The sequence below is a fragment of the Brevundimonas sp. ABV4_179 genome (genome assembly GCF_056311945.1).
The window spans coordinates 1,784,485-1,809,599 of record NZ_CM149976.1 but is presented as its reverse complement, the minus strand read 5'-3'; the positions used below and the strand labels follow the sequence as shown (position 1 = coordinate 1,809,599).

General features: G+C 63.2%; 27 protein-coding genes. 9 read left to right on the top strand and 18 right to left on the bottom strand.

From position 1 onward, the window contains the following. Window positions 1–42 precede the first annotated feature (42 nt). The 3 genes from merF to ACYX4P_RS08645 form a co-directional block, all read right to left on the bottom strand. Window positions 43–285, bottom strand: coding sequence for a mercury resistance system transport protein MerF (gene merF / locus ACYX4P_RS08655; protein ID WP_476069267.1), 243 nt, complete (start codon window positions 283–285; stop codon window positions 43–45). Window positions 286–438: 153 nt separating this feature from the next. Continuing rightward, the gene (locus tag ACYX4P_RS08650; protein ID WP_021696243.1) at window positions 439–768 is read right to left on the bottom strand and encodes a cation transporter; all 330 of its coding nucleotides are present in this window, start codon (window positions 766–768) and stop codon (window positions 439–441) included. A 12-nt stretch (window positions 769–780) separates the two neighbouring features. Further along, the gene (locus tag ACYX4P_RS08645; RefSeq protein ID WP_021696242.1) at window positions 781–1,176 is read right to left on the bottom strand and encodes a mercuric transporter MerT family protein; all 396 of its coding nucleotides are present in this window, start codon (window positions 1,174–1,176) and stop codon (window positions 781–783) included. Between the two features lie 77 nt (window positions 1,177–1,253). Between ACYX4P_RS08645 and ACYX4P_RS08640 the strand changes: the two genes are divergently transcribed. Continuing rightward, window positions 1,254–1,661 (top strand): MerR family transcriptional regulator, encoded by a 408-nt coding sequence (locus ACYX4P_RS08640; protein WP_045318677.1) that lies wholly within the window; start codon window positions 1,254–1,256, stop codon window positions 1,659–1,661. A gap of 225 nt (window positions 1,662–1,886) precedes the next feature. Here ACYX4P_RS08640 and ACYX4P_RS08635 read toward each other — a convergent pair whose 3' ends face one another. Further along, the gene (locus ACYX4P_RS08635) at window positions 1,887–2,747 is read right to left on the bottom strand and encodes a ParB/RepB/Spo0J family partition protein (protein ID WP_312571630.1); all 861 of its coding nucleotides are present in this window, start codon (window positions 2,745–2,747) and stop codon (window positions 1,887–1,889) included. Window positions 2,748–3,103: 356 nt separating this feature from the next. Here ACYX4P_RS08635 and ACYX4P_RS08630 point away from each other — a divergent pair, with 356 nt between their 5' ends. Continuing rightward, entirely contained in the window at window positions 3,104–3,661 is a 558-nt protein-coding gene (locus ACYX4P_RS08630) for a TetR/AcrR family transcriptional regulator (protein WP_292046892.1), read from the top strand. 18 nt (window positions 3,662–3,679) lie between these two features. Here the strand turns inward: ACYX4P_RS08630 and ACYX4P_RS08625 are convergent, their stop codons facing one another. The 3 genes from ACYX4P_RS08625 to ACYX4P_RS08615 form a co-directional block, all read right to left on the bottom strand. Beyond that, the gene (locus tag ACYX4P_RS08625; protein ID WP_409514502.1) at window positions 3,680–4,243 is read right to left on the bottom strand and encodes a glutathione S-transferase; all 564 of its coding nucleotides are present in this window, start codon (window positions 4,241–4,243) and stop codon (window positions 3,680–3,682) included. A gap of 266 nt (window positions 4,244–4,509) precedes the next feature. Continuing rightward, window positions 4,510–4,932, bottom strand: a complete 423-nt coding sequence (locus tag ACYX4P_RS08620; protein WP_292046895.1) for a hypothetical protein — start codon at window positions 4,930–4,932, stop codon at window positions 4,510–4,512. A 189-nt stretch (window positions 4,933–5,121) separates the two neighbouring features. Further along, window positions 5,122–5,409 carry a hypothetical protein gene (locus ACYX4P_RS08615; protein ID WP_292046897.1) on the bottom strand — a complete coding sequence of 96 codons (288 nt, stop codon included), beginning with the start codon at window positions 5,407–5,409 and terminating at the stop codon, window positions 5,122–5,124. A 154-nt stretch (window positions 5,410–5,563) separates the two neighbouring features. Between ACYX4P_RS08615 and ACYX4P_RS08610 the strand changes: the two genes are divergently transcribed. Next, on the top strand, window positions 5,564–5,716 hold the full coding sequence (locus ACYX4P_RS08610; RefSeq protein ID WP_476070251.1) for a helix-turn-helix transcriptional regulator: 153 nt from the start codon (window positions 5,564–5,566) through the stop codon (window positions 5,714–5,716). 97 nt (window positions 5,717–5,813) lie between these two features. Here ACYX4P_RS08610 and ACYX4P_RS08605 read toward each other — a convergent pair whose 3' ends face one another. The 3 genes from ACYX4P_RS08605 to ACYX4P_RS08595 all read right to left on the bottom strand — a co-directional run bounded on the left by ACYX4P_RS08605 (window position 5,814) and on the right by ACYX4P_RS08595 (window position 9,357). Next, window positions 5,814–6,713 carry a tyrosine-type recombinase/integrase gene (locus tag ACYX4P_RS08605; RefSeq protein ID WP_476070250.1) on the bottom strand — a complete coding sequence of 300 codons (900 nt, stop codon included), beginning with the start codon at window positions 6,711–6,713 and terminating at the stop codon, window positions 5,814–5,816. Window positions 6,714–7,654: 941 nt separating this feature from the next. Then, entirely contained in the window at window positions 7,655–8,485 is an 831-nt protein-coding gene (locus ACYX4P_RS08600) for an aldo/keto reductase (protein WP_248119815.1), read from the bottom strand. 251 nt (window positions 8,486–8,736) lie between these two features. Then, window positions 8,737–9,357 (bottom strand): TetR/AcrR family transcriptional regulator, encoded by a 621-nt coding sequence (locus ACYX4P_RS08595; protein WP_248119813.1) that lies wholly within the window; start codon window positions 9,355–9,357, stop codon window positions 8,737–8,739. Between the two features lie 96 nt (window positions 9,358–9,453). Here ACYX4P_RS08595 and ACYX4P_RS08590 point away from each other — a divergent pair, with 96 nt between their 5' ends. The 4 genes from ACYX4P_RS08590 (at window position 9,454) to ACYX4P_RS08575 (ending at window position 15,398) form a co-directional block, all read left to right on the top strand. Further along, the gene (locus ACYX4P_RS08590; RefSeq protein WP_248119810.1) at window positions 9,454–10,443 is read left to right on the top strand and encodes a zinc-dependent alcohol dehydrogenase family protein; all 990 of its coding nucleotides are present in this window, start codon (window positions 9,454–9,456) and stop codon (window positions 10,441–10,443) included. A gap of 286 nt (window positions 10,444–10,729) precedes the next feature. Next, window positions 10,730–11,020: a metal/formaldehyde-sensitive transcriptional repressor gene (locus ACYX4P_RS08585; protein WP_248119809.1), complete on the top strand. Its 291-nt coding sequence runs from the start codon at window positions 10,730–10,732 to the stop codon at window positions 11,018–11,020. Window positions 11,021–11,235: 215 nt separating this feature from the next. Next, window positions 11,236–12,345: an S-(hydroxymethyl)glutathione dehydrogenase/class III alcohol dehydrogenase gene (locus ACYX4P_RS08580; RefSeq protein ID WP_248119807.1), complete on the top strand. Its 1,110-nt coding sequence runs from the start codon at window positions 11,236–11,238 to the stop codon at window positions 12,343–12,345. A 392-nt stretch (window positions 12,346–12,737) separates the two neighbouring features. Next, window positions 12,738–15,398 carry an excinuclease ABC subunit UvrA gene (locus ACYX4P_RS08575; RefSeq protein ID WP_292046900.1) on the top strand — a complete coding sequence of 887 codons (2,661 nt, stop codon included), beginning with the start codon at window positions 12,738–12,740 and terminating at the stop codon, window positions 15,396–15,398. Window positions 15,399–15,656: 258 nt separating this feature from the next. Here the strand turns inward: ACYX4P_RS08575 and ACYX4P_RS08570 are convergent, their stop codons facing one another. From ACYX4P_RS08570 to ACYX4P_RS08555, 4 genes are all read right to left on the bottom strand, one after another. Then, window positions 15,657–16,046 carry a DJ-1/PfpI family protein gene (locus ACYX4P_RS08570; protein ID WP_248119828.1) on the bottom strand — a complete coding sequence of 130 codons (390 nt, stop codon included), beginning with the start codon at window positions 16,044–16,046 and terminating at the stop codon, window positions 15,657–15,659. 209 nt (window positions 16,047–16,255) lie between these two features. Then, window positions 16,256–17,395, bottom strand: a complete 1,140-nt coding sequence (locus ACYX4P_RS08565; protein ID WP_066629245.1) for a glutathione-independent formaldehyde dehydrogenase — start codon at window positions 17,393–17,395, stop codon at window positions 16,256–16,258. A gap of 461 nt (window positions 17,396–17,856) precedes the next feature. Beyond that, window positions 17,857–18,150 carry a putative quinol monooxygenase gene (locus ACYX4P_RS08560; RefSeq protein ID WP_066629275.1) on the bottom strand — a complete coding sequence of 98 codons (294 nt, stop codon included), beginning with the start codon at window positions 18,148–18,150 and terminating at the stop codon, window positions 17,857–17,859. Window positions 18,151–18,259: 109 nt separating this feature from the next. Then, a complete protein-coding gene (locus ACYX4P_RS08555) occupies window positions 18,260–18,871 on the bottom strand; it encodes an SDR family NAD(P)-dependent oxidoreductase (RefSeq protein WP_476070249.1) in 612 nt (203 codons plus the stop codon). Between the two features lie 373 nt (window positions 18,872–19,244). On the opposite strand from ACYX4P_RS08555, the gene ACYX4P_RS08550 reads away from it, so the two are divergent. After that, window positions 19,245–19,496 (top strand): SDR family oxidoreductase, encoded by a 252-nt coding sequence (locus ACYX4P_RS08550; protein ID WP_248119805.1) that lies wholly within the window; start codon window positions 19,245–19,247, stop codon window positions 19,494–19,496. 560 nt (window positions 19,497–20,056) lie between these two features. Here the strand turns inward: ACYX4P_RS08550 and ACYX4P_RS08545 are convergent. The 4 genes from ACYX4P_RS08545 to ACYX4P_RS08530 form a co-directional block, all read right to left on the bottom strand. Then, complete coding sequence (locus tag ACYX4P_RS08545) at window positions 20,057–21,328, bottom strand: serpin family protein (RefSeq protein WP_248119801.1); 1,272 nt, start codon at window positions 21,326–21,328, stop codon at window positions 20,057–20,059. Beyond that, window positions 21,328–21,714 carry a DUF3597 family protein gene (locus ACYX4P_RS08540; protein WP_248119799.1) on the bottom strand — a complete coding sequence of 129 codons (387 nt, stop codon included), beginning with the start codon at window positions 21,712–21,714 and terminating at the stop codon, window positions 21,328–21,330. Before ACYX4P_RS08540 ends, ACYX4P_RS08545 begins: the two co-directional genes overlap by 1 nt. A 62-nt stretch (window positions 21,715–21,776) precedes the next feature. After that, window positions 21,777–22,403 carry an OmpA family protein gene (locus tag ACYX4P_RS08535; RefSeq protein ID WP_248119796.1) on the bottom strand — a complete coding sequence of 209 codons (627 nt, stop codon included), beginning with the start codon at window positions 22,401–22,403 and terminating at the stop codon, window positions 21,777–21,779. Window positions 22,404–22,469: 66 nt separating this feature from the next. Further along, on the bottom strand, window positions 22,470–23,771 hold the full coding sequence (locus tag ACYX4P_RS08530; RefSeq protein WP_066629233.1) for a mechanosensitive ion channel: 1,302 nt from the start codon (window positions 23,769–23,771) through the stop codon (window positions 22,470–22,472). Between the two features lie 274 nt (window positions 23,772–24,045). Between ACYX4P_RS08530 and ACYX4P_RS08525 the strand changes: the two genes are divergently transcribed. Continuing rightward, window positions 24,046–25,053, top strand: coding sequence for a L,D-transpeptidase family protein (locus tag ACYX4P_RS08525; RefSeq protein WP_248119794.1), 1,008 nt, complete (start codon window positions 24,046–24,048; stop codon window positions 25,051–25,053). Window positions 25,054–25,115: the final 62 nt, after the last annotated feature.

Here is a 25,115-nt window from a genome sequence, read left to right as displayed (position 1 = left end):
CCTGCAGCCTCTGACGATCGGCGCTGTCCGGTGGGCCGTCGATCAGGTGGTCTTCATCCGCCGCCGACGCCGCCAGACGGCATAGACCGTCAACGCGGCGAACACGGCCAGCGCGGGCAGCAGCACAACATCGAGCCAGCCCGTCAGCGCAGAAAGCCCGACGACGCCCAGCAGCACCACCAGCACCGGAGCAAAGCAGCACAGCGCCACAATGACGTTGCCGATCACCCCCATCCGCAGCAGCAGGCTGTCGGTCCCGTCCGTCTTGTCAGCCTTGTCAGCCATAACGCCGTTTGATCCTGAAGACGCGCAGCCTTCCCCGGCTGCAGCCCGAGGCCGGGATGCACGCGATGCATTGCGTTGGTGGCCTGGTCCCACCCCCATGCGGGGGGGCGGGAGCTCTGGCGCCGATGAAGGCCGTCTTGTTGCCTGCGGGGCCTAGTTTTGTACGACGCGGGCGGGATAGCCGGCATTGGTCGAGGCGGCCGCGATCTGCGCGGCCGTGGCGCGCGCCGGGTCGTAGGTGGCGCGGGCCGTCTTTGCGGCGAAGTCCACTTCGACCGAGTTGACGCCCGGCACGCTCTCCATCGCCCTGCGCACCGTGATCGGGCAGGTGGCGCAGGTCATGTGCTCAATGGCGAAAGTCGTCTGCTGCTGGGCAGCGGCGGTCGCCGCCGGACGGTTCTGTGCCGGTCCATCAAACGCGACGGCGGCACCGACGCCAGCCACGGCCACAACGGCCAGGCCGATCAGAAATGTCTTTTTCATGGGTCTTTCCTCTCAGTAAAAATAGGGAGCCCACCAGTTGAGGGTGAGCGCGATGATGACGACGGCCAACCCGAACCAAAGGGCCAGTTTCGTGGTCCGCGCCGATTGCGGGCGAGCGCAGTAGGTCCCGTCCTCGCAGGGCGGCTTCGGCTTGAAATAGACGTGCCAGAACCCGTAGCCGAGCAGGGCCAGGGTGACGGCGGCGACATAGGGTTTGTACGGCTCAAGCGCCGTCAGGTTGGCGATCCACGCCCCTGAAATGCCAAGCATGACCAGCACCAGCGGAACGATGCAGCAGGCCGACGCCAGCACCGCGCCGATCAGCGCGCCGCCCGCGATCCATCGGCCCTGCTTCGCGCCCTCGTCCGGCGTTGATGCCGGTGGCTCCGGCTCCGGTGCTGAAAACATCGATAAGTTCTCTCGATTTCTTTCTGACTGATTTCAGCGTAATCCCTGTAGTTGCTACAGACACAAGGGCTTTTTTCATGGTGCTTCAGACGGGCTTGTTGCGGGCCCAATTGGCGAAGCTGACCGGGTGCAACCTCGAAACCATCCGCTATTACGAGAAGGTCGGACTGCTGCCCCCGCCGCCTCGTTCGGCCAACGGTTACCGGGTCTATTCGCCAGACCTGACGCAGCGGTTACGGTTCATCCTGCGTGCGCGGGATATCGGCTTCTCGATGGAGGAGACCCGCTCGCTGCTGGCGCTGACAGACACCGGGACCCAGACCTGTGCCGAGGTCAAACACAAGACCGAAGTGCAGCTGGAGGATGTGCGCGCCAAGATTGCCGATCTGCGGCGGATGGAACGGATCCTCGCCAACGCCGCCGCGAAATGCTCGGGCGGGGAAGTACCGGAATGCCCGGTTCTGGAGGCGCTTACGTCAGACTGAGGGCGCAGAGCGGACCCTGGTAAGGTCTGAAATGAGTCAGAAGCGGCCTCGCGCCGATTAAAGCCCACGGACTCGCCTGAACCGAATATCCTAGGCTATTGTAGCGGCGGCGGGTTCCGGAACGGATAGGTCATTGTCTTGAGCCAGGGGACGCTTAGGCGTCGGCGGCGGCAAGGACCGAAACTCCGGGCTTCCGAAAAGAAGTTCCTGGCCCGCCCCCTCCCCTCAATCCACCTCGATAAGGCCTCGCCTTACGCCGACTACGACCGCTTCAATGCGCGTGCGAACCCCCAGTTTGGAGGCCGCCTTCTCGAGGTCGCGCAGCACCGCCCCGCCCTCGGCCTCATAGGCTTCTATCCCCACGAAACCGACGCGCCGGTCGTCGGCGCGGACCTTGGCCTCGGTCATGGCGCGACGAATGGCGAAGACGGAGGTGTAGGGCCCCATCTGTTCCAGCACCTGACGTTGCCGGTCCTGATCCTCGCTGACGCAGAAGGCGGCCAGGAGGTCCAGGGTGAGCGTCCCCTCGCGATAGGCCGCCATCAGTTCCGGGGTCGCTGCGCCCAGCCTCAGGCGCTGCCGCACCACATGGGCCGACACCCCGAAACGCGCCCCGATCTCCTCCGGGCCGTAGCCCTTCTCCTCCGCCAGCGTGCGGAAAGCCTCGAACTGATCAGCGGGATGCATGGCCTCGCGGGTGATGTTCTCGTCGAGACTGATCTCATGGGCGTCGTTAAGCGTGTCCACCACCACCTTGACCGGATGAGTCCGCTTGATCGCCTTGCGCTTCACCAGCGTCCGCAGGGCCTGCCGCCGCCCCTCCCCGATGGTCACGAGGTAGTTCCCCGTCGCCGCGCCCTCCCCGTCCCGCTCGCTCTCCACCACGGGCGCCTGAAGCACGCCCTTGGCCCTGATCGAGGCCGCCAACGCCTCGATAGCCGCCGCCGAGTGCCTGACCTTCCGGGCGTTGCTCGGGGACGCCTTGAGCCGGTTGAGCGGGACCAGGATCTCCGCGCCGTGCGCAGGCTCGAGAACCGCCCCAATCTGGGGCTCGGTCGCGGCGGTCTGAACATCATGAGCAGTCATGTCTGCCTCCTTTGGGCAGGGTTGCAGGCACGCGAAAGGCGCGCCTGAAACCCTGCCCGTCGGCGAGACCGGGGTAGCAAGGGCCAGGGCGGATCGACCGGAGGGGGATCACCCGGCCTGCACAAGTCTGACGTCCTTGCCCAACATCCAGGAATGACCGGCGCGGAAGGCCGGGGAGACCGGTCGATCCGGCGGCGAAGCCGCTTCACCCTGGCCCGCGCGAGGGCGGAGCCCTTAGCGCTTGTGCCTTGCTATTCGCCGCGCCGCACCTTCGCGGCGCGCCTGACCTGAAGCGCTTCGTCTGGATCGAACCAGCATTCGAGCTAGAGTGAAGCCATGAGGACCGTGGCTCCAGAATGAGAAGCGCCGAGATCACCCGTCAGGTCATCCTGCATGCGGCCCTGAACCTCTTCGCCGAGGAAGGCTTCGAGACGGTCGGCGTCCGCGATATCGGACTCCGCGCCAAGGTCGATCCCTCACTGGTCAATCGCTACTACGGCGGGAAGGAGGAGCTCTTCATCGAAGTGGTGAAGGCCTGCCACGCCGATTGGCGTCACCTGTGGGGCGCCAAGCAGGACTTTGCCGCCCGCGTCGTCAAAGAGGTGCTTCACGGAGGGAACGACGGGAAGGTGCTCCAGGGCATTCTCGTCATGCTGAGAGTGACCGGCTCGGAACGCGCGCGACATCTCGTCGACGAGACGCTCGGCTCCAGCATCTTCGCCCAACTCGAGGCCTGGCTGGGCGGCCCGGAGGCCGATGTGCGAGCTCGCATGCTCATCGCCCTGATCGGCGGCATGGCGTTCGCCCGCGACCTGAGCGGCGACTTTCCCCTGGAGGACGCCAGAGCCGCCGCACTGGCACAGGCCTTTGAGGCCTCTATCGAACGGCTTCTATCTTCATCGCCCTCGGTCTGAGCCGACGCCAATCAGGACCTATTGCGCGCCCAACACCTTGCGAAGCGACTGTTCGATCTGTCCGCCGCAGTAGACCTCGCCATATTCGCGACGAGCACGAGCCGCCAGATCGGCCAGCGCCGGGGTGCGCGAAACCCGACCAGCGAGGTTCGCCGTCATAGGCGCCGCATCCTCCAGGATCGCCCCGATCGATGGAAAGCGTTCGACCATGGTGGACCACAGCGTCGCGCTGACGACATCGGCGACGCCCGGCGTCCCGCCGCCGAGCAGAAAACCGGATTGAGATGTCAGCCCGTGACGTCGGCCGAGTTCCTCCCACAGACCCATCCACTTTCGCAGGCGCGGGACAAAGGTCACCCAGCGGGCTTCGGTCCACATCTGTCGCCCACCATCCAGGGTGAGATCGTCGATCACGTCGTTGGCGTCATTGACCACCTTGATCGACAAGGCCTGTCCGCCGGGATCGTCCGGAAAGAGCCCGAGCTTGTCCCCCAGGTAGAGAAGGATCGCGGGCATCTGGGAAACGGCCACGCCTGCAGCGTGATCAACCAAGACCGGAGGTCCCATGAAGGGTAACGGCATGTCTTCCAACGCCCCTCCATCAGAGCGCCGACCGCTTCGTCGCCCGCCTCTGTCCACGCCTCGCCGCCGTAGGCCAGAAGCGCGCGGACAAACTGCCCGCGGAAAGGCACGGCCCAATAGTAGAGGGTGTAGTTTGGCATCCGGCCCTCGATGACGACGCATATCGCTCAACGGACCAGGCCGAGATCCGTTCTCAGGCCCCTACGCTCGATCTCACTCCCAAGTCGTCTCAATCCACCGACGATACGGCCCCGCGTTAGACGCCCTCAGCCCAGAAGGCGCACCGATATCGGGCAGTGATCCGAAGGGTGCTCGGCCTCAGGCGCGCCATAGACATATTCCTGGAACGACTCCGGCTCGACCCGCGCGGCGGCGTCCACGCCGACGACGATGAAGTCGATGAACTCCCGGTAGCGCGCCTTACATCCGGCTGGACGGTCGCCGCCGGCAAGGGTCAGCGCCGCAGCCGCCGGCTCGCCGTCATTGAGCCCGTCCAAGAAGGCGTCGCCCCGGCTCGCCATGCGCCGGTTCCAGTCGCCCAGAACGACGAAGGCCTCGCCCGCCTGAGCGCGATCATCGACCCAGGTCTCGAGGACCGGCAGTTGGTCAAACAGCACAGGGCAATCGGGATCGGTCGAGGCGCGACCCGAGTTGCATCCGGACTTCAGGTGGACGGCCAGCAGCCGCACGGGCCGCCCCTTGGCGACGGTGATGTCGACGCCCCAGCGCAGGTTTGGATTGCCGAGAGCCAGAGCCGCAAGGTCGCCGTTGCGCGACCAGACGACGCCCTTGCGGATCGCAAATCCAACGGCTTGGTTCTGGATGTGGCGACCAGGCCCTCCCCGGCATTCGGGGCCGCGCTCGCTCGCCGGGCGGGTCTACATGACGACATCGTATTTTGCCGGTTCGAAGACCCGCTCCGCCGCGGCCTGGGTCTCGACCTCCTGGAGGGCGATCACATCGGCCCCCAGGGCATCCGCATGGCGGCGCAGGACGGCGTAATCGGCCTCCACGCGCGGCCTGCACCCCTGGCCGTCCAGTTCTGCCAGGTGCTCGAGATTCCAGCTGGCGACTTTGAGCGGAGCGCCGTCCGACGGAACGGGCAAGATCCCGGCGCAGCCGGAGAGAAGAGCAGTGGCGGCGAGAGCGGCGAAGAAGCGTTGCATGGGGCTGTCGTAGCGCACGCGAGCCCTCAGACAAGCCCCGCTCGCCCTGCTCCAGGAAGGGCGCCACCGTGGAGATGGCGGCCGCAGGCCTACGGGTTTCGCCTTCGCCGCCTATCGGGTTCGATTCTTCAAAGGCAAATCGAGGAGACGAGACATGGCCAGCACCGACCCGCCGCCGCTCAAGCGCACGATCAAGAAGCCTCAACTCCACCAGATGGTGCCCCTCGCCGACAGCACCATCTGGGAAATGGAAAAGCGGGGTCAGTTTCCTCGCCGTTTCCTCCTCACCCCTCGCTGCGTCGTCTAGGATCTTGCCGAGGTGGAGGCCTGGCTTCTCCTCCGCCGCACCACGCCGATCCACCGCGCCGCGCCGCCAGACGTCCGCAAGCGTATTTCGCGCCCCGTCAGAGACGCGGATCGAAGCGGGGAGCAGCCGTCTCAGGGATAGCCAGCTCAGGCGTATAGGACCGCCCCTGCTCCCAGGCTTCCACAGCATTGGACCATTCCTGGGCCATGTGACGGCGCTGCGCCTCGAACTCCGCCTTGTTGTAGACGCCGCGTGACGATCGTTCCTCGTGGGCGAGACCCTTCTCGATCCAATCCGAGTTGAAGCCCATCTCGTGCAGGAGGGTCGAGGCCGTCCGGCGGAGATCATGGACGGTGAAGGGCTCCAGCGGCAACTCCTGCTCGCGAGCGCGGTCCGCAATAGCCATGGTCACCCGGTTGAAGGTCGCCCGCGACATGGGGGCGTCGGCGTCGTAGCGCGACGGCAGGATGTAGCGGGAGTTTCCGGAACAGGTCTTCAGCGCGATCAGGATGTCCAGCATCTGGGTCGATAGATAGACGTTGTGCGGCCGCGACCGCTTCATCCGTTCCTTCGGGATCGACCAAACCGCATTGTCGAAATCCACTTCGTCCCAGGTCCCGTCCTGCAACTCACTCTTGCGGACCATGCTCAGCAGGATGAACTTCAGACCCAGGCGAATGGTCGGCAGTGTGGCGACCTCCCCCAGCAGGTCGAACATGATCCGGATTTCGGACGGCGACAGCGACCGGTCACGGGGCCGGAAGCGCGCGATCGCCGCCGGAGCCACCCCATCGGCCGGGTTGTCGATCTTCTCGCCGTGGAGGATGGCCCAGGCATAGATCTGCTTGACGATGTCGCGGACGTGGATGGCCGTAGCGGGAGCACCCCGCTCCACGATGGACTTGCAATGGGCGCGCAGGTCATCCGGCGTGATCTCGGTGAGCAGCCGGTTGTGCCATTGCGGCAGGACCTCCCGGTTGAAGATGGACCGCCGCATGTTGCGGTGCTGTCCGCCATGGGCGCCTCGTCCATCCACTTCTGCGCCACATGGGCGAAGTCGCGGGCCTCCCGCAGCCGCCTCTTGGCGCGCTGCTTTTCCAGAGCCGGCGACACGCCTTCGGCGATCATCCGCTTGGCTTCGTTAAGCTTCTTCCGCGCCCTGGCGAGCGACAGGCCAGTCAGCCCGTAGGACCCGAAGGTGACCGTCTCGCGCCTCCCGTTGAAGCGGTAGTCGTACTGTGAACGCGATGCCTCCTGACGGTGTCACGAGCACGTAGAGACCGTCTCTGTCGGTCTTTTTATACGCTTTTGATTTTCCTCGTGTATTTCTCAGTTCTGCGTCGGTAAGCATGCCATTTCCCCTGCAAAAGACCGTCAGGCGTTTTCGCGGTCTTTCGCGGTCATTTTCCGCAAACAATTCAAAAGCTTGTTTCAAAAAAGACCGTCAGGACACCCTAGAAGCGGTGACGGTATGGAGGAGCCGGCGGAGGCAACGGACGCGAGACCGTCAGGAAAGCCGTCATCACAAAAAAGAAACCCTCCGAAAGGCTTCGAAGGGTCTCGTCAGAATTCACTTTAACGTCAGTGACTTATCGGCGCTTTCGGAAGTGATTTCGAAAGGCTCAGAAAGGCCTGAATCATTCCACTCATTATTGATTGAAAGCATAAAGCCTTGAAATATAGCAGTTAAAAATATTTCTTGCGGCGGTATACCGTCATACATCCTGGAAAATGGGCCGGCTTTTGAGTTTATTGCATTTTTCCGAGATGCCCCGAAAAACCGTGCCTTCGGGATCTATCGTCAAGTGAGAAACACAGGAAACAATCCGATCCGATCCATGCATTCCGCCGATTTCACGACGTAGCTCTATCATCAATGCGGCCAACTCTCACGCGGGTCACGTCAGTGCCTTCGAGAGAGAATATCGCCATCTGACGCTACAGCATTTCAAGTGGACGACGGTTGCCTGGCCTGGGAAATGCCGCGTCGAGCGTCGCAAGTTGGGCATCGGAAAGAACGATATCGGCGGCCGCGCGGTTCTCCCGCACATGTGCGACTGAACTCGCTTTCGGGATGGCGATGAGGCCATCGTGCCGCAACGTCCAGGAAAGTGCGACCTGCACAGGGGTTGCACCAACCTCGGCTGCAATTTTGTCGAGAGCGGGGTGCGTAGAAAGTCGTCCCTGCTCGACCGGACTATACGCCATAACCGCCACTTTGTGCTCGGAGAGCCAAGGCAAAAGTTCCAATTCGGGGCCCCGACGGACCAGATTGTAAAGGATCTGATCGGTCACGCAGCCACCCCCGCCGACAGCGACAAGCTCGTCCATATCATCGGTATCGAGGTTGCTGACACCCCAGTGCCGAATTTTTCCCGCCGATTTCAGCGCCTCCAATGCCTCCACTGTTTCAGTGAGCGGCACCGATCCCCGCCAGTGGAGAAGGTAGAGGTCGAGCCGATCGGTGCCGAGCCGCTTCAGGCTCGCCTCGCACGCACCGGCAAGGCGGGAGCGCGATGCATTCTGCGGATATGCCTTGCTGACGAGGAACAACTGGTCGCGAAAGCTGCCCAGCGCCTCGCATATCAGCGTTTCCGCCGCACCGTCGCCGTACATTTCGGCGGTGTCGATGAGCGTCAAGCCCAACTCGACACCAGCGCGAAGCGCGGCGATCTCATCGGATCGCCGCTCGGCACGTTCGCCCATCTTCCAGGTGCCTTGACCCATTGAAGGAACGACTTCCCCGCCTGGCAGCGTCACGCGTTTCATGTGCTTTCACCCTATCAGATGTGTTCGGATATTCGTTCGAGCGAGGCGGATAGGTAGATCCCCGGCACGCACAAATAAATATCGATACTTGGTGTCACAACTTTCCGCGGCTGTTCAAAAATCCTGTCGAACGCTGCGGTCTCCCGGAATGGGATGATGATTTGGGCATGCGGACTTCGGTCGGAGTGGGCATTGCTGCAGATCGACAGAGGCTTATTGCAAGAACACCGAGGACGAGCTCGCTTCGACCATCACACCGCAGCCGGCCATCGATCGAGTGCCATTTTGGCGATGGAGAGCAGTTCGTTGATCGTAGCGCCGTCGCGCGCCTGAACGGACATGCCTTCCATGACCGTATTGAAGAATTTGCCTAGGACGGCCGGATCGGCATCGGCCGCAAGCTCGCCGTGCGCGGCGCCACGATGCAGACGCTCGACTAGGAGGGCCTCCGCCGCGATACGCTTGTCGCGCAGCAGGCATTCGATGGCGGCGGACGCCGGCGACACGGCTGCCGCTGCCGAATACATGAAGCAGCCGGCCGGCGTTCCAGGTTCGGAGAACGTTGACGCCGCTCGTTCCAGCAGGCCCGTGACAGCCTCGAAGGTGGACAACGCCGGATCGTTGATGGGTGCATAGAGGTGGACGCTGAACGTGGCGGAATAGCGCTCGATCACCGCCGCGAACAGCCCCGCCTTGTTGTCAAACGCCGCATAGAGACTGGCGGCGGCGACGCCAGTCTCCGCCACCAGATCGGCCATCGACGTCGCCTCGTAGCCGCGCTGCCAGAAAAGCCGTACCGCCTTGTCGAGCGCAGCGTCAGTGTTGAACTCTCGAGGGCGGCCTGCGCCACGACGGGCTTTCGTGTCTGTCATGTCTCGCGCCCGATATGGAATGATCGATAAATAATAGCTTGAACCTTGTCGCTGACATCGATACAGAACGATCGTTCAATAATCAAGGAGTGTCCCATGAGCCGCATCGTCCGTATCCACGAATATGGCGACGCCAGCGTCCTCAGGATTGAAGATGTGGCAGTGCCCGCGCCCGCGGCCGACGAAGTGCAGATCGCGGTGAAGGCGATAGGCATAAACCGCGCCGAGGTGATGTTCCGCAACCATGCCTACCTTCAGGAAGCCGAGTTCCCTAGCCGACTCGGCTACGAGGCTGCCGGCACTGTCGTTACGGTCGGGGCGGACGTGACCGGGTTTGCGGAAGGCGAAGCCGTCAACGTCATCCCCCCGCTCGATATCGCGCGCTGGGGCACCTATGGCGAGGTCGCCAACGTGCCCGCCCGCCTCGTCGTCAAGCATCCGGCGGCGCTGTCGTTCGAGGAAGCGGCGGCCGTGTGGATGCAGTATGTCACCGCTTGGGGCGCGCTGGTGGAGCAGGCGAAGCTCGGCAAGGTCGATTTCGTCATCATCACCGCTGCTTCCAGCAGCGTCGGGCTTGCTGCCTTCCAGATTGCGCGGATGGTCGGCGCGACGGTGATCGCGACGACGCGTACCGGCGCCAAGCGCCAGGCCCTGCTTGATGCCGGTGCACATCATGTCGTCGCGACCGGGGAAGAGGATCTGGTAGCAAAGGTGATGGAGATAACCGATGGTGCAGGTGCGCGCGTGGTGCTCGATCCGGTCGGAGGCCCGTCGTTCGAGCAGCTGACCGCGAGCATGGCGCGCGGCGGCATCCTGCTCGAATATGGCGCGCTCAGCGGCGAGCCAACGCCGTTCCCGTTGTTCTCCGTGCTGGGCAAGAGCCTCACGCTCAAGGGTTATCTCTACAGCGAGATCGTCTCGGACGACGCCGCCCTTGATCGCGCCAAGGCGTTCATCGTGGCGGGTCTGGAATCGGGCGCGCTCAAGCCGCGGATCGCGCGCACTTTCCCGCTCGACGCCATCCAGGACGCGCACCGCTTCCTCGAATCGAACGACCAGATCGGCAAGGTCGTCGTTACGGTCTGACCGGCAAACCCGGGGGAGCGAGCGATGGCTCCCCCCTCCCAGACACAGGATCGGACCCTAAGCGCGCATGCCGTCGTTGCTTGTGGCGCAGGCTTGAGAGCATGATGCTCCTCGTCCGCGTGCCAGACCTGTCTCAGGGCAACATGGCGGCTATGCCTGCCCGATCTGGGGGCGAATTTGGAGATTGGCCAGGGAACCTCGCCTGATTACAGAAGCGCCAGTCTCTGGACAGGATTGAAACTCCCCCCCTGTATAGTATGCTGAAGCGATTTCTCGGGAAAACGCGATGCCACATTCATCAGAGGACAAAAAGCGAGCCATCACACGCTTGCGGCGTATCAAGGGCCAGGCGGACGCTCTGGAACGCGCGATCGAAGCCGGGGCCGATTGCACTCCCCTGCTGCAGCAAATTGTCGCCATGCGTGGTGCGACAAACGGGCTGATGGCAGAAGTGATGGAGAGTCATCTCAGGGAAACATTCGGTGCGGGCGCGGATCGGGCCGTCGGAGGCGCAGGTGGCGAGCACGATGACGGCGTGGAGGGCGTAATGAAGATTCTGCGTACTTATCTCAAATGACGATTTCAGGCTCATTTTCTTGCCCGTGTTCTCCCGCACCTAGAAGCCAGCCCCTGCTGCCTTCTCTGGTTTGAGATCCTCGTCAGGACACCTCTTGTATACTGCTGGGGAGTATGATAAACATACTCCCTGCCAGTATGAGAATGTCGACGATTTTGCGCTGACGCAACGGCCTCGCGCCAGCAATCAGTTTAGTCCAACGAGGGTATCCCAACATGAAATCTCGCGCCGCTGTAGCCTTCGAGGCGGGCAAGCCACTCGAAATCGTCGAGATCGATGTCGCCCCACCCCGGAAAGGCGAAGTCCTCATACGGGTGACGCACACCGGTGTGTGCCACACCGACGCGTACACGCTGGCGGGGAGTGATCCGGAGGGTGTTTTCCCGGTGGTTCTGGGCCACGAGGGCGCGGGCATCGTTGTCGAGGTCGGTGAAGGCGTCACCAGCGTCGGGCCGGGCGATCACGTGATTCCGCTCTACACCGCCGAGTGCCGCAAGTGCGACTTCTGCCTGTCGGGCAAGACCAACCTGTGCGTCGCTGTCCGCGAAACGCAGGGCAAGGGCTTGATGCCCGATGGGACCACCCGCTTTTCGTACAATGGTCAGCCGCTCTATCATTACATGGGTTGTTCAACCTTCAGTGAATATACTGTCGTCGCCGAGGTCTCGCTCGCCAAGATCAATCCCGAGGCAAACCCCGAACATGTCTGCCTGCTCGGCTGCGGCGTCACGACCGGCATCGGCGCAGTCCACAATACCGCCAAGGTCCAGCCCGGAGACTCGGTCGCCGTGTTCGGCCTCGGCGGCATCGGCCTCGCGGCGATTCAGGGTGCGCGCCAGGCCAAGGCGGGTCGCATCATCGCCATCGACACCAATCCGTCCAAGTTCGAGCTGGCACGCCAGTTCGGTGCGACCGAGTGCATTAACCCCAAGGACCATGACAAGCCCATCCAGCAAGTGCTGATCGAGATGACGGGCTGGGGCATCGATCATACCTTCGAGTGCATCGGCAACGTCCACGTCATGCGCGCCGCGCTTGAAGCAGCGCACCGTGGCTGGGGTCAGTCGATCGTGATTGGCGTTGCCGGCGCGGGCGAGGAAATCTCCACCCGCCCGTTCCAGCTCGTCACGGGTCGCGTCTGGAAGGGGTCTGCTTTCGGCGGCGTCAAGGGACGTACACAGCTCCCCGGCATGGTCGAGGACGCCATGAGAGGTGATATCGATCTGGCCCCGTTCGTTACCCACACCATGGGTTTGGAGGAGATCAACGAGGCCTTCGAACTGATGCACGAAGGCAAGTCGATCCGCACGGTCATTCACTACTGACCCGTCGATCAGAAGCGGCGCGAGGCGCTCGGATCGACAACTCGGCCGTCATCATGGCTCGACCCCGGCCATGATGACGCGCGCTCTGGCAAATGGGCAACGCGTCGCGATGCGGTAACAAGCGCCGAAGTGCGGTCGTTACATGCCGATAGCGGCACGGACCAGGGCCGCTTGGCCCAGGCGCTTACCGCCGGAGTGTGTGTGGCCTCGTCGCGCGACCCAACGGGACAATGGTTTTGTCGCAACCTTTGTCTAGTGCTGGAAAAATATTTCAAAGGTGCCGAACATCGGGCCAGCCTGGCCGTTGGATGTATTGAGTCGGAAATGCATTCACCTGTACCCGACTGTGATGAACCACGGGCCGCACAGGCGTATAGGGCAGGAAGACTGAATTGAAGAGCAAGGATATTCACGCGACGACGCCGGCCACCGATCATGGGCATACGGGGCCGCCCGCTTGCGTGCAGGTTCGCGGCGCGCGCCAGAATAACCTCAAAAATATTGACGTCGATGTACCGCGCGACGCCTTCGTGGTGTTCACCGGCATATCGGGCTCGGGCAAGTCATCGCTCGCGTTCGGCACCCTTTATGCCGAAGCCCAGCGGCGTTATCTGGAATCGGTTGCGCCCTATGCCCGTCGCCTGATCGACCAGGCCGGCGTGCCGGAGGTCGACGCGATCGACGGTTTGCCGCCTGCGGTGGCGTTGCAGCAGCAGCGCGGCTCGGCCAACGCGCGATCCTCGGTCGGCAGCGTGACGACGCTCTCCAGCCTGGTGCGGATGCTCTATTCGCGCGTCGGCGAATATCCGCGCCATCAGCCGATGCTCTATGCGGAGGATTTCTCCCCCAACACGGTCGCGGGGGCCTGCCCGACCTGTCACGGCATCGGGCGCGTCTATGACGCGACCGAAGAAACGATGGTGCCCGACGACACGCTGACGATCCGGGAACGCGCAGTCGCCGCCTGGCCGGCGGCATGGCATGGCCAGAACCTGCGCGATATCCTCGTGTCACTCGGCTATGACGTCGATACGCCGTGGCGCGACCTGCCGAAAAAGGATCGCGACTGGATCCTCTTCACTGAAGAGGCGCCGACGGTGCCGGTCTATGCGGGTCTGACGCCCGAACAGACCCGCGTGGCGCTGAAGCGCCGCATGGAACCGAGCTACCAGGGCACCTTCACCGGCGCGCGCCGCTATGTGCTGGAAACCTTCGCCAACACGAAAAGCGCGCTGATGAAGAAGCGCGTCTCGCAATATATCATCGGCCGCGATTGCCCGACCTGCGACGGCAAGCGCCTGAAGCGCGAAGCCCTGTCGGTCAAATTCGCCGGCCTCGACATTGCCGAGTTCGGCGACCTGACGGTGCTCAAGCTGAAGGACTTGCTGATGCCCGTCGCGCATGGCGCGTATGGGGCGGTCTCAGCCCCCTCAAAGGGCCATGTTCTGGAAAAAGCGGCCCGCGATGCAGCGGTCAAACAACGGGTTGCGGCGGGCGGCTCTGCGCACAAGAGCGCGCCCGACGTGCGCCGCACGTCCAATCTCTCCGACGAGAAGCGGATCGCCGCCCAACGCCTTGCCTGCGAATTGATCGAGCGGCTCGAGGCGCTGATCGATCTTGGCCTTGGCTACATTTCGCTCGACCGCAGCACGCCGACGCTCTCCTCCGGAGAGTTGCAGCGCTTGCGGCTTGCCACGCAATTGTCGTCACAGCTTTTCGGCGTGGTCTATGTGCTTGACGAGCCTTCGGCAGGGTTGCACCCGGCAGATGGCGAAGCCTTGCTCACCATCCTCGAGCGTCTCAAGGCGGCGGGCAACTCTTTGTTCGTCGTCGAACATGATCTCGACGTGATCCGCCGCGCGGAATGGCTCGTCGATGTCGGGCCAGGAGCCGGGGAAAAGGGCGGTGAAGTCCTCTACAGCGGGCCGATAGAGGGGCTTGCCGACGTCGAGAATTCGATCACCCGCCGCTACCTGTTCGCAGAGCCGTTCCGCAGTGAGCGCACACCGCGCGATCCCAAGGCATGGCTACGCCTGGAAGGGATCAGGCGGAACAATCTCCATGGTCTCGACGTCGAGTTTCCCATCGGCTGCTTCACCGCTGTCACCGGCGTTTCGGGATCGGGTAAATCCAGTCTTGTCAGTCAGGCGCTGCCCGAGCTCGTCACGGAACACCTCGGCGGCTCCCCCGTGGCCGAGGAGGAGGATATCGATCCGCTGCTCGATGTTGCGCAGAACGACACTGAAGGACGCATTGTCGCAGGCATGGAGCATGTTCGCAGGCTGGTGCGGGTCGATCAGAAACCGATCGGCCGCACGCCGCGCTCGAACCTATCCACCTACAGCGGCATGTTCGACCATGTGCGACGGATCTTCGCTGATACGCCGCTCGCCCGCCGGCGGCACTACAGCCCGGGAAGGTTCTCGTTCAACGTCGCGCAAGGCCGCTGCCCTGTGTGCGAGGGCGAGGGATACGTCATGGTGGAGCTGCTGTTCCTGCCGAGCGTTTTTGCCCCGTGCTCGACCTGTCATGGCTCTCGCTACAACCCGCAAACGCTCGAAGTCGAATGGAACGGGCGCAATATCGCCCAGGTGCTCGAACTGACGGTCGACGACGCGTGCGATTTCTTCGCTGGCGAGGCATCTGTGATGCGCTCCCTCGACGTGTTGCGGGAGATCGGTCTTGGCTATCTGAGGCTCGGACAGCCTGCGACCGAGCTGTCTGGCGGGGAGGCGCAGCGCATCAAGCTGGCGGCTGAACTGCAACGCGCCCAGCGCGGCAACACGATCTACATCCTCGACGAGCCCACTTCGGGGCTTCACCCCTCCGATGCCGACCGGCTGATGCAACACCTGCAGGGCCTCGTTGACGCTGGCAATACCGTCGTCGTCGTCGAACATGACATGCGCGCCATCACGCAGGTGGACTGGGTCATCGATCTGGGACCGGGGGCTGGGGAAGATGGCGGCCGTATCGTTGCCAGCGGCGTCCCTGGCGTCGTTGCGGAAGCAGAAGGCAGTCTCACCGCCCCCTATCTCAAAGCGGCGCTGTAGGTAGTAAACCTGGCCGGACGCACGTTCGATCAGGCGTATCTCCAACGTACGCACGCTGAAATGGTCGAATCTGAAAACGGGAGCCGGCGAGGTGTCACCGCGGGTCACGCGGCTTGGGGATTGAGTGCTCGGAAGTGCGCCGTTTTCGTCTGATACTAGGCGTGGCGGACAGTCAATCGTCGGCCATCCGCTACGCCTGTTTGTGAGGACCTTCACTAGGGAGCGCGCCCTCACATGGTTCGTCGAAACCGTCCCGTATTAATTCGAGGCCGCAGGCCCAGCGCCCGCACCTTCCGCGATTTTCTCAACGAGCTTGCCACAGAAGGCGGGTAAATCATCGGGGTCGCGGCTGGTCACAAGGCCGTTGGCGACCACGACTTCCTCATCGGCCCATGTAGCGCCGGCGTTCTCGATATCGACCTTCAGCGTCGGGTAGGACGTCAAGGTGCAACCTTCAAGAACGCCCGCCTCGATCAATGTCCAAGGTGCATGGCATATCGCGGCAACCGGTTTTTTCTGATCGAAAAAAGCCCGGATGAAGTCAATTACCTCGGCGCTGCCGCGCAGCTTGTCGGCACCGACAGTCCCTCCGGGCACAACTAGTCCGTCGAAATCGTCGGCTCTGACATCGGAAAATGCTCTGTCGATAGTATAGCTGCCGCCCTCGTCGAGATCGTTATTGACCGTGTGAGCCTCGCCCGGTCAAAACTGACCACGGTCACTTTGCCGCCAGCCTCCTCGACAGCTTGCTTGGGCTTCGAGAACTCTGGTTCTTCCGTCCCGCGGGTGCGATCAGAATGGCAACTGATTTGCCCTCTAACGTCATCACTTATTCCCTATTTCGGAGAAGACTAAGGTCAGGCGGTCGGCTTAAGCACGACCTTTGTCCATCCATCATCGCGCGCATCGAAATGCTTGTAGGCGTCTGGCGCCTGATCGAGCGGCAGTCGGTGCGAGATGATTTGGGCAGGATTAGCCCGGTTTTGCTCGATCAGCTTCATCAGTCGCCGGTTGTAGTGCTTTACATTGCACTGGCCGGTACCGATCTTCTGGCCCTTGAACCAGAAATTGCCGAAGTCGAACGCCATCTTGCCTTCCTTCTGGAGATCGTCAGGCGCATTCGGGTCTTCCGGGATGAACACGCCGACGACGCCGATGCCGCCGGTGGCCTTCGTGCTTTTTACGAGGCAGTTCATCGTGTAATTGCTGCGCTCCTTGCCGTGGCGATCGCAACACTGGTATCCGACCGCCTCGACCCCCCGGTCGGTCCCTAGGCCGCCGGTCGCGTCAAGGATTTGCTGAGCGGGATCGCCCTTGCGCATGTCGATCGGGATCGCGCCCATTGCCTCGGCCAGCTGCAGGCGATCATCATGGGAATCGACCACGAAGATCTGAGAGGCACCGCGGATTTCGGCTGAGTGCGCGGCCATCAAACCGACTGGACCGGCGCCGTAGATCGCGATGCTTTCACCAGGCAGGAAACCCGACAGTTCGACGCCATGCCAACCTGTGGGGAAGATGTCGGAGAGCATAACATAGTCGTCCTCCTTCTCTTCGGCGTCCTGGGGCAACTTAAGGCAATTGAAGTCCGCATAAGGAACGCGCATCAACTCGGCCTGACCGCCTTGCCACGGACCCATTTCGGCAAAGCCATACGCTGCTCCGGCGGTTCCAGGGTTGGTCGTGAGGCAAAAACCAGTCAAACCGCGTTCGCAATTTTCGCAGAACCCGCAACCGACGTTGAACGGCATGCAGACGCGATCGCCCTTCTTGATATGATCCACGGCGGCGCCGACTTCGATGACCTCGCCAAGGTTTTCGTGGCCAAAGACCCTGCCCTTCTCAAAGCTGGTACGGCCCTCATACATGTGAAGGTCGGACCCGCAGATGTTGGTGGTGGTCAGCCGAATGATGACATCGGTGGGCTTTTCGATCTTGGGATCATCGATGGTATCGACGGAAACGTCTTTGGGCCCGTTGTACACGACAGCTTTCACGGATTTTCTCCTTTTTGTAGCTCTGCTCTGGCGTCATCAAATCGAGAGCTTGCTCATGATCTGAACCAGCGCAAAGGCGCATAGCATCGCATCTTCCGAACCGATGTCTGTCTCCTAAACCGCCTGGCGCCTGAGCGGTTCCTTCCCGTTCGGCAGTTCTCGGATCGATTTACGGCGGCTTTTCGATTGTCTGGGCCAGGACGGTCTAAAAAAGCGGCAGATTGATGTGCTCAAGAAGTCCTGCGAAACCAACGGTGCCATGATGACGCAACACATCAACGCCGACCTATCAGCAGCAGCATCGAAAGGTGGGATAAGCGCAAAAGACAAGGCCATCCACTATCGCGGATGGCCTGTCGTATTCTTCTATTTAGTTCCAGAGCCGGCCGGGCCGTCCATTCCGGAGGGCAGGCGACCCTAACCTTGCAGTCGTACGGCAGCTTGGGGTGCCGACCGCTCCGCTATTTCGCTGCCAGCAGGGTGAACTTGTGAATCTGCGGCGGTTCCGAGAACAGTTCTTCCGCCTTGTCCATCAGCGCGGCGGCAACCTTGCCGTCAAGATGGGCCTGCCGATCCTCCTCTGTGTCGAACGTATCGAAGATCGCGTACGCACCGGGACCTTCCTCGATCGCATACCAGGTCAGAGTGCCCGACTCGGCTTGAACGAGCGGCAATGCCGAGGTCAGGAAATTGGCGACATCGCGCTCTTTTCCGGGCTTGGCCTTCAGTGGCACATACAGCGCAAGTTTGGGCATCATCGACTCCTCAAGTTAACGGACAGATATCATTTGGCAAAGTAACGGTCAAACGGGCCGGAACGTTCCTAGGAGGCGGAGCACACGCGGCCCTGCCTCCTCGTCGAAATCAGAACTGCTGTGCGGTCGGCCGGATGACGATCGCGTTGACGTCGACGTCATCAGGTTGTTCTACAGCGAACGCGATAGCACGCGCCACCGATGCCGCCGGGATGGCCTGCTTGTAGAAGTCGAGCACCGTCTCGGCAGCCGTGCCAGACGTCGTGAACTTCAAATCGCTTTCGACAGCTCCAGGCTCGATTGACGTGACACGGACCTTTTCACCCACCTCGTGGCGCAAGCCCTCGCTGATCGCGCTGACGGCGAACTTGGTGCCGGAGTAGACCGTGCCGCCCGGTGGGAAGACCTTGATGCCCGCAACCGAGCTCAAGTTGATGATGTGACCGCTGCCCTGCTCAAGAAAGCCGGGATCAGCCCGGCGTTGTTGATCAGCACGTCGAGGCGGCCGAAGTCGGCGATGATTGCGGCGACGACGGACTGGACCGCCGACTTGTCGGTGACGTCGAGCGCGTAGCTGCGTGCCGTGCCGCCGTTTGCGGCGATGGGCGAGGCTCAATCCGCCGCGCCCGTACCGCCCCAGGGTCAGCGTCTCGCGTCGTCCGTTGAAGCGATAGTCGTAGCGAAACGAGATCGCTCCGCCGGGCGAGACATAGACATACAAGCCGTCCCTGTCGGCCTCTTGTAAGGCTTTGATTGCGGACGCAAATTCTTCAGTGCAACGTCAGTAAGCACGGTAAAAACACCTCGATCCAAGCAAGTGCGGATTTGCCCGATGCACGACCGGTATTTTCCTTCAAGATCAATATGTTGATCCAAAATAATACCGTCACCGCCTTGCGATGAGGCTGACGGTACGAGGGAGATTCCGGCATCGCAACAGGAGGCGACACCGTCGCCAGTGACGGTAAAACGAAAAAAGACCCTCCGAAAGATATCGAAGGGTCTCGTCAGAATTCACAATGTTGTCAGGCGCTTGTCGAGGTTTTCGGAAGCGATACCGAAAGGTAGCGAGAGCCCCGAATTATTCCAAGTCCATGGTCAAGCAACTCGCCTCCAAAGGCATCCGTGTGAATGCCGTGGCGCCAAGCCCCTCCTGGACCCCGCTGCAGGTCAGCGGCGGGGCCACGACCGAGAAGCTCCAGAGCTTTGGGTCACAGAGCCCGCTGGGTCGCCCCTGCCAGCCCGCCGAGATCGCAGGCCTCGATGTCGCCGCGGCCAATGCCGCGCTCAGCTATTCCACCGGCCAGATCTTCGCAGCAACCGGCCGAGGCGGGCAGCCCGCGTAATCGGCTGACGCGCCACAACCGACGCTCAGAGAGGGATCATGTGATCGCCGACCTGGATCTGTGGGTCTTAGCTATTGGCTCGGGAGTTCGAACCGCCTTTGCGCCCCCTTGGGGGCCAGTTTCCCGACCGGCGACGATGCTCGGGACACAATTTTCCGAGGAACGACGAACGTCCGGCGCCGCAGGAAAAGCATAGCGAGGGATGGCCTGTACCGCGTCAAATCAGGCCCCTTCGCCGGCTTACCCAAGAGTTTGATCGTAAGGTCTCGCATCGGCGGCTGGCTCGCAATCTTGATAGCCCCGTGCGACAAACAAATACCAGTACGGGTGTGCGGGTTCATCAGCCGAGGCCCGACCTTTGGAATGCTTTGGCCCATGGCCCGCCCGGCGCCTAGACACCGAGATGTTCCGGCAAGGCCCGGTCCAACATCGGGGCAAGGTCAAATCACCAAAGGACTCTCGTTATGGGTGGATGAGAAACGGGGGTCATCCTTTAAGTCAAAGTAACGTCAGGACAACGCATGCGAGGATGGCGCGTGCGGGGAATGCACGTGTGGCCGCTAGGTTGCCGGCGCCTCTGGGCGGCTGATGCGGCCGAGGAAGAGAATGGCGCTGGTCTCCTTGTCGCGGATCAGAAAGAGGAAGGGGTGGTCGGCGCGGAAGGTCGGCGGGGGCGTCACAGGCGCGCTCGTCTGTTCGACAGCGATCCCGGTGGCCGCCGCGGCTTCCGTCCCCTTCTCATCAATCCGCAAGAAGGGTTTGTGCACCACCTGGCCGATCGCCAGAGGGGCGTCGGCGATGCCGCGGAAGTCGGCGCCATCGGTGAAGGCGATCCCCATGCCCAGCATGGTCAGTTGCGGGATGAGATCGTAGCTGAGCGCCGTCTCGGTCTTTGGAAGATAAAGCAGGACCCGCCGAGGCTCCTCCTCATCAAGTGCAGTGAGCCAGCCCGCAAGATTGGCGCTGAGTTGAGCCTCCACGTCCGACAGGCCGCCGCGCGTGCGCGGCAGGATCACAGTCATCGACAGCCGATCGCCCCTGTAAGGAAGATCGATGGCCTGCAAGGCGCCGGTTTCCAGCAGACGCAGGTACCCGCGCTGATACATCATCGGCGTCGACAGGCGCGATCCGTCCGTAAGGTAGAATGTTTGGTCGCTTGTGTTGGAGGCGTTGAACGGCTGGGCCCAATCACCCAGGAAATAGACCGCGTTGGTGACGATCAGGCGCGTGGCGACGTTGATGCTGGAAGGGCTGAGCAACTCCGGGATGCGCCTGCGCGTCTGTCCCGAGACCCAGGCGTTGATGCGCCCGGCCGCCTCATCAGGCGCGTCCCGAAAATCCACGGGCCGGGCCAGGGCGCCGTAATCCCGCTGGACGCTCTCAACGAAATCGGGTTTGAGGCCAAAGCCGTCCTGCACCCACACCGCGTTGGCGACGCTGAGCGTGGTCTGTCCGTCCTCGCGCTCGAGCGAACGCAACAGTGCGCCCAGGTCTGCGTCGAGCGAGGGGCTGTCGGGGAGACTGAGGCTGCTCAGGAGGGCTGTGCGCGTCTGGCCCCGGGCTCCCGCCGAGACCACCCCGAAGGCCCCCATCAGGCTGACCGGAGAGATGACGACATTGTCGTCTCCAGCGCGCAACTGGTCGTAGAGCCTCACGCCGAGCGTTTGCCCGCTGAGATCGGCCGGCGCGTTGACCGCAGGCGCATCGGTCGAAACAGGGTCATCGGGAAGAGAGGCCGGAGCCGTCGTGCAGGCGGACGCCGCCAGGGCGAAGGCGGCCAGGGCTGCAGAGGCCCCTAACCGCGCAACGTCGCCCTGTCGCCGCCGGACCATCAGTCCCTCAGGCTTGCCGGGACCTGCCCGCCGTTCTCGGCCAACTTGGCCCAGACCGCACCGGAGAGGGCGATGTTCTGCTCTGCGGATCCGTGAGGACCGGCATGCACGCCGAGTTCCTCCGCAAGGTCCTTGCGAGCGTCGAGACTGGAGTCGAGATCCAGCAGCTTCAGGAGGTCGACGATGGAGGTGCGCCAGTTGCCGCCGCCGCCCTTCATCTCCGCCATCTGGGACAGGACCTGCTCGACATCGACCGGTTGGGAAGCGACAGGGGCCGCCGTCGGCTGCACAGGAGGGGCTTGAGGTGTGGGCGCCTGGGGCGCCGCCGGCGTCTCAGGCTTCTTGTGCCCTGTGATCTTGTCCCAGATTTTTCCGAAAATACTCATGATCGACCTCGATGTGCGTGTGTTGGGATCCCGGGCGCGCATCGCGCCCGGGGTCATAGGGATCAGCGTTGGACGACAACCAGTTCGGTGCGGCGATTCTCCGCCAGCCCGCCGGCCGTGGCGTTGCTGTCGACCGGGTTGGTCTCGCCACCCGAAAGCGACTCGATACGTCGTCCATCCACGCCTGAAGCGATCAGAGCCGACCGCACCACATCCGCCCGAGCCTGGGCCAGCGTGCGATTGGCGGCATCGGACCCGCGTGCATCGGCGTAGCCGTAAAGCCGGACGTGCGCGTTCGGATAGCGGCTGAGGACGGCGGCCACGGCCTGGATTTCGGGCCGATCCTGAGGACGGATCGTGGATGCACCCGTATCGAAGTTGACGCGCTCGAAGGCGAAGGTCCGCGGCGCGGCCTCAGATCCGGCGAGATAGGCGTCCAGGCCTGAGACGCCGGCGGGGCTGGCGGGGCTGGCGGGACCCGCGGTCGGCGGCAGAACGGGACCGGTTTCGACGGGGAACGCAGCGGCGTCCGTCACTGCCGGATCGACCGCCGCACGATCATCACCGCAGCGCGTGAGCAGGAGAAGCAGAAGCAGAAGGACCACGGCTCCGATGATCCACGGAAGGTATTTGCGCCAAGAGGGCGCCACAGGATCCAGGCGGGGATCGCGATCTCGGTTGTCGGTCATGTCGGGCTCCTTGTTGGAAGCGAAGTCAAAAGACCGGGCCGCGAAATGCGGCCCGGTCCGGGAGGGTTATTGCGGCGGGATCTTCGTGACCTTGTCGGCCCACATCTGAGCCACTTTGCCCGCCGCGTCGCGTCCGCCGAGACCAAAGGCCAAGGCCGCGGCGACCGCCGCGGCTCCCAGGATCAAGCCGAAGGCGAGAAGAACGATGTCGTCGGCGATGCCCATGAAGCGCAGGCCCATGGCCGTCGCCAGCGCGATCGTGGCCCAGCGGACCAAGGTCGACGCGAAACCGTCGGCGCCGCCAGTCCCCTTGTTGATCAGGTTGGCCAGAACGCCGCCGATCAGGACGCCGGCGGTGATGATGATCCCGCCGACGATGACATGACCCGCCAGCGCCAGGATCTCCTGGAGGGTGACGGCGATCGTGCCGAACTGCAGCAGCTTGGCGGCCTCGACCGCGGTGAAGGCCACGATGGCGGCCATGGCGATCTTGCCGACGATGGACGACGGCGTCAGGGCTTTCGGCGCCTCCCCCCCGAGCGCCCGCGCCGTAGCCGGCGTGACGTCCCCGGCATAGGGCGCGACGGCAGGCGTCGGTTGGGCCGGCTTCTCGGGCGTGGCCGTGAGGCTGGTCAGGCTGGAGATGCTGCGATCGAAGCCGGTGGCCGGCAGGATGCGTTCGATCAGGTGGGCGACCCAGCGACCGATGAACCAGCCTACAGCGAGGACGATGGCGGCGGCGAGGACGTGGGGAATCGCCGCCAGGACGGTCGAGAGGACGGCCACGGCGGGAACCGTGAGGGATTCGATGCCGAGCTGTTCCAGGGCGGCGATGGTGATCGGGATGAGGATCAGGACGAACACCAGGGTACCGATGGCCGTGCTGACACCGGTCGATCCGGTCGCCTTTGTCAGACCGGCCTTCTCAAGCCAGCGATCGGCGTTGGCGGCCTGCAGGGCGGCCTCGACGACCCGCCTGGCCAGGGTGGCGACGACGAAACCGATGAAGAAGATCAGGACGGCGCCCAGCACGCTCGGGACGAAGGCGGCGACCTGGGTCAGAAGGGTGTTGAGGGGGGTGACGACCTGGCCGAGGTTGAGGACGCCGAGCGCCGCGACGACGCCGAAAAGCAGGATCAGCCAGAAGGCGACGTCGCCCAGGCTCGCGCCGATAGAATGTTTGGGATTATCGCTGGCGGTCGCTTTCGAGGCGCCCGGAATGCGGTTGATGCCCTTGGCCAGCGCCCATTTGACGGCCTTGCCGATAAACCAGGCCGCGACCAGGATGACCAGGGCTCCGAGCGCCTTGGGGCCCCATTCGTAAATGAGCGCGTTCCAGCCGATGAACTCGTAGTTTGCCGTTTGCATTCAACCCTCCACGACGCTCCCTCGCAAGCGTCGCCGAACTAACGGTGCAAAGCTGAGGGGGTTCCGCCTGGCGATGGCTTTCACGCGGGGAACCGCCCATAAGCAGTCGGGTTGGTCGATCGCTACTCGTCGCTCACAGTTCTGGATTATGATGTTCATTCGCGTCATCCCGCTTTCACTGTTGGTAGGGCTGGCCGCCTGCGGCGCGCCGTCTCCTGACCAAGCGGCTCGGCCGGAACCTGCGCCCGTCGCTGTCGCTGCGCCAGAGCGCCCGATGGCCGCGGGCCTGTCGCGGCAGGCGATCGAGGCCGCGACATTCGAGCCGCCGGCGAAGCTGTCGCCTTCTAACGCGCCCGCGGCGACGCCAGGGTCGACGCCGCCTTTTGCAAGCACGCCGACGCAGGTCCCAGCGGGTGAGGACGTCGTTCCCACGACACCAGCACCGACCGCAGCCCTGATCCGGGCGCAGATTCTCCTGGATCGCTCGCCCTTTTCGCCCGGAGCCATCGATGGTCTGGACGGGGAAAACATGCGGCAGGCGATCGCGGCCTTTGAGACCGCCAATGGTCTGACCGTCGATGGGCAGCTCGACGCCGAAGTGTTCAGCCGCCTGGCGGCGGACAGCCGGCCCGTACTGAGCGACTACGTCATCACCGCCCAGGACCTTGCAGGTCCCTACATTGGGGCCCTGCCGGACGACCTTGAGGGCAAGGCGCGGCTGACTGCGCTCGGATACGCCACGCTGAAGGAAGCGCTGGCGGAGCGGTTCCATATGACCGAGGCCCTATTCGACGCCCTCAATCCCGGCGTCGATCTCAGCCGGGCCGGGCAGACCATCGTGGTGCCGGCGGTGGCGACGCCGTCGCTGGCCGAAGTCGTGAGGATCGAGGTCGACAAGACTTCCAGCCGGGTCACCGCCTTCGATCGCTCGGGCGGCGTCCTCGCCGTCTATCGCGCCACCATCGGCAGCAGCGAGCGGCCGGCGCCGACGGGGAACCTGAAGGTGGTCGGCGTGGCCAAAGCGCCCGACTACACCTACGACCCGTCGCGCCTGAGCTATGGCGATGGGAAACAGAAACTGGTGGTCGCCGCCGGGCCCAACAATCCGGTCGGCGTGGTCTGGATCGACCTGTCACGCGACACCTACGGCATCCACGGTACGCCGGATCCCGAACTGATCGGCAAAACCGCGTCCAATGGCTGCGTGCGCCTGACCAACTGGGACGCACAGCAGCTGGCGGCGGCGGTGAATCCCGGCATGGATGTGATCTTCCGCAACTGATCCGCCGCCCCGCACGCCACAGCTAAGGTCTTGATTTCCTGACACCAACCTTACGCTGATGC

Coding starts and splice junctions, on each gene's coding strand:
- merF (WP_476069267.1), bottom strand. CDS start 285: ATGGCTGACAAGGCTGACAAGACGGACGGGACCGACAGCCTGCTGCTG.
- ACYX4P_RS08650 (WP_021696243.1), bottom strand. CDS start 768: ATGAAAAAGACATTTCTGATCGGCCTGGCCGTTGTGGCCGTGGCTGGC.
- ACYX4P_RS08645 (WP_021696242.1), bottom strand. CDS start 1,176: ATGTTTTCAGCACCGGAGCCGGAGCCACCGGCATCAACGCCGGACGAG.
- ACYX4P_RS08640 (WP_045318677.1), top strand. CDS start 1,254: ATGGTGCTTCAGACGGGCTTGTTGCGGGCCCAATTGGCGAAGCTGACC.
- ACYX4P_RS08635 (WP_312571630.1), bottom strand. CDS start 2,747: ATGACTGCTCATGATGTTCAGACCGCCGCGACCGAGCCCCAGATTGGG.
- ACYX4P_RS08630 (WP_292046892.1), top strand. CDS start 3,104: ATGAGAAGCGCCGAGATCACCCGTCAGGTCATCCTGCATGCGGCCCTG.
- ACYX4P_RS08625 (WP_409514502.1), bottom strand. CDS start 4,243: ATGCCGTTACCCTTCATGGGACCTCCGGTCTTGGTTGATCACGCTGCA.
- ACYX4P_RS08615 (WP_292046897.1), bottom strand. CDS start 5,409: ATGCAACGCTTCTTCGCCGCTCTCGCCGCCACTGCTCTTCTCTCCGGC.
- ACYX4P_RS08610 (WP_476070251.1), top strand. CDS start 5,564: ATGGCCAGCACCGACCCGCCGCCGCTCAAGCGCACGATCAAGAAGCCT.
- ACYX4P_RS08605 (WP_476070250.1), bottom strand. CDS start 6,713: ATGCGGCGGTCCATCTTCAACCGGGAGGTCCTGCCGCAATGGCACAAC.
- ACYX4P_RS08600 (WP_248119815.1), bottom strand. CDS start 8,485: ATGAAACGCGTGACGCTGCCAGGCGGGGAAGTCGTTCCTTCAATGGGT.
- ACYX4P_RS08595 (WP_248119813.1), bottom strand. CDS start 9,357: ATGACAGACACGAAAGCCCGTCGTGGCGCAGGCCGCCCTCGAGAGTTC.
- ACYX4P_RS08590 (WP_248119810.1), top strand. CDS start 9,454: ATGAGCCGCATCGTCCGTATCCACGAATATGGCGACGCCAGCGTCCTC.
- ACYX4P_RS08585 (WP_248119809.1), top strand. CDS start 10,730: ATGCCACATTCATCAGAGGACAAAAAGCGAGCCATCACACGCTTGCGG.
- ACYX4P_RS08580 (WP_248119807.1), top strand. CDS start 11,236: ATGAAATCTCGCGCCGCTGTAGCCTTCGAGGCGGGCAAGCCACTCGAA.
- ACYX4P_RS08560 (WP_066629275.1), bottom strand. CDS start 18,150: ATGCCCAAACTTGCGCTGTATGTGCCACTGAAGGCCAAGCCCGGAAAA.
- ACYX4P_RS08550 (WP_248119805.1), top strand. CDS start 19,245: ATGGTCAAGCAACTCGCCTCCAAAGGCATCCGTGTGAATGCCGTGGCG.
- ACYX4P_RS08545 (WP_248119801.1), bottom strand. CDS start 21,328: ATGGTCCGGCGGCGACAGGGCGACGTTGCGCGGTTAGGGGCCTCTGCA.
- ACYX4P_RS08540 (WP_248119799.1), bottom strand. CDS start 21,714: ATGAGTATTTTCGGAAAAATCTGGGACAAGATCACAGGGCACAAGAAG.
- ACYX4P_RS08535 (WP_248119796.1), bottom strand. CDS start 22,403: ATGACCGACAACCGAGATCGCGATCCCCGCCTGGATCCTGTGGCGCCC.
- ACYX4P_RS08530 (WP_066629233.1), bottom strand. CDS start 23,771: ATGCAAACGGCAAACTACGAGTTCATCGGCTGGAACGCGCTCATTTAC.
- ACYX4P_RS08525 (WP_248119794.1), top strand. CDS start 24,046: ATGGCCGCGGGCCTGTCGCGGCAGGCGATCGAGGCCGCGACATTCGAG.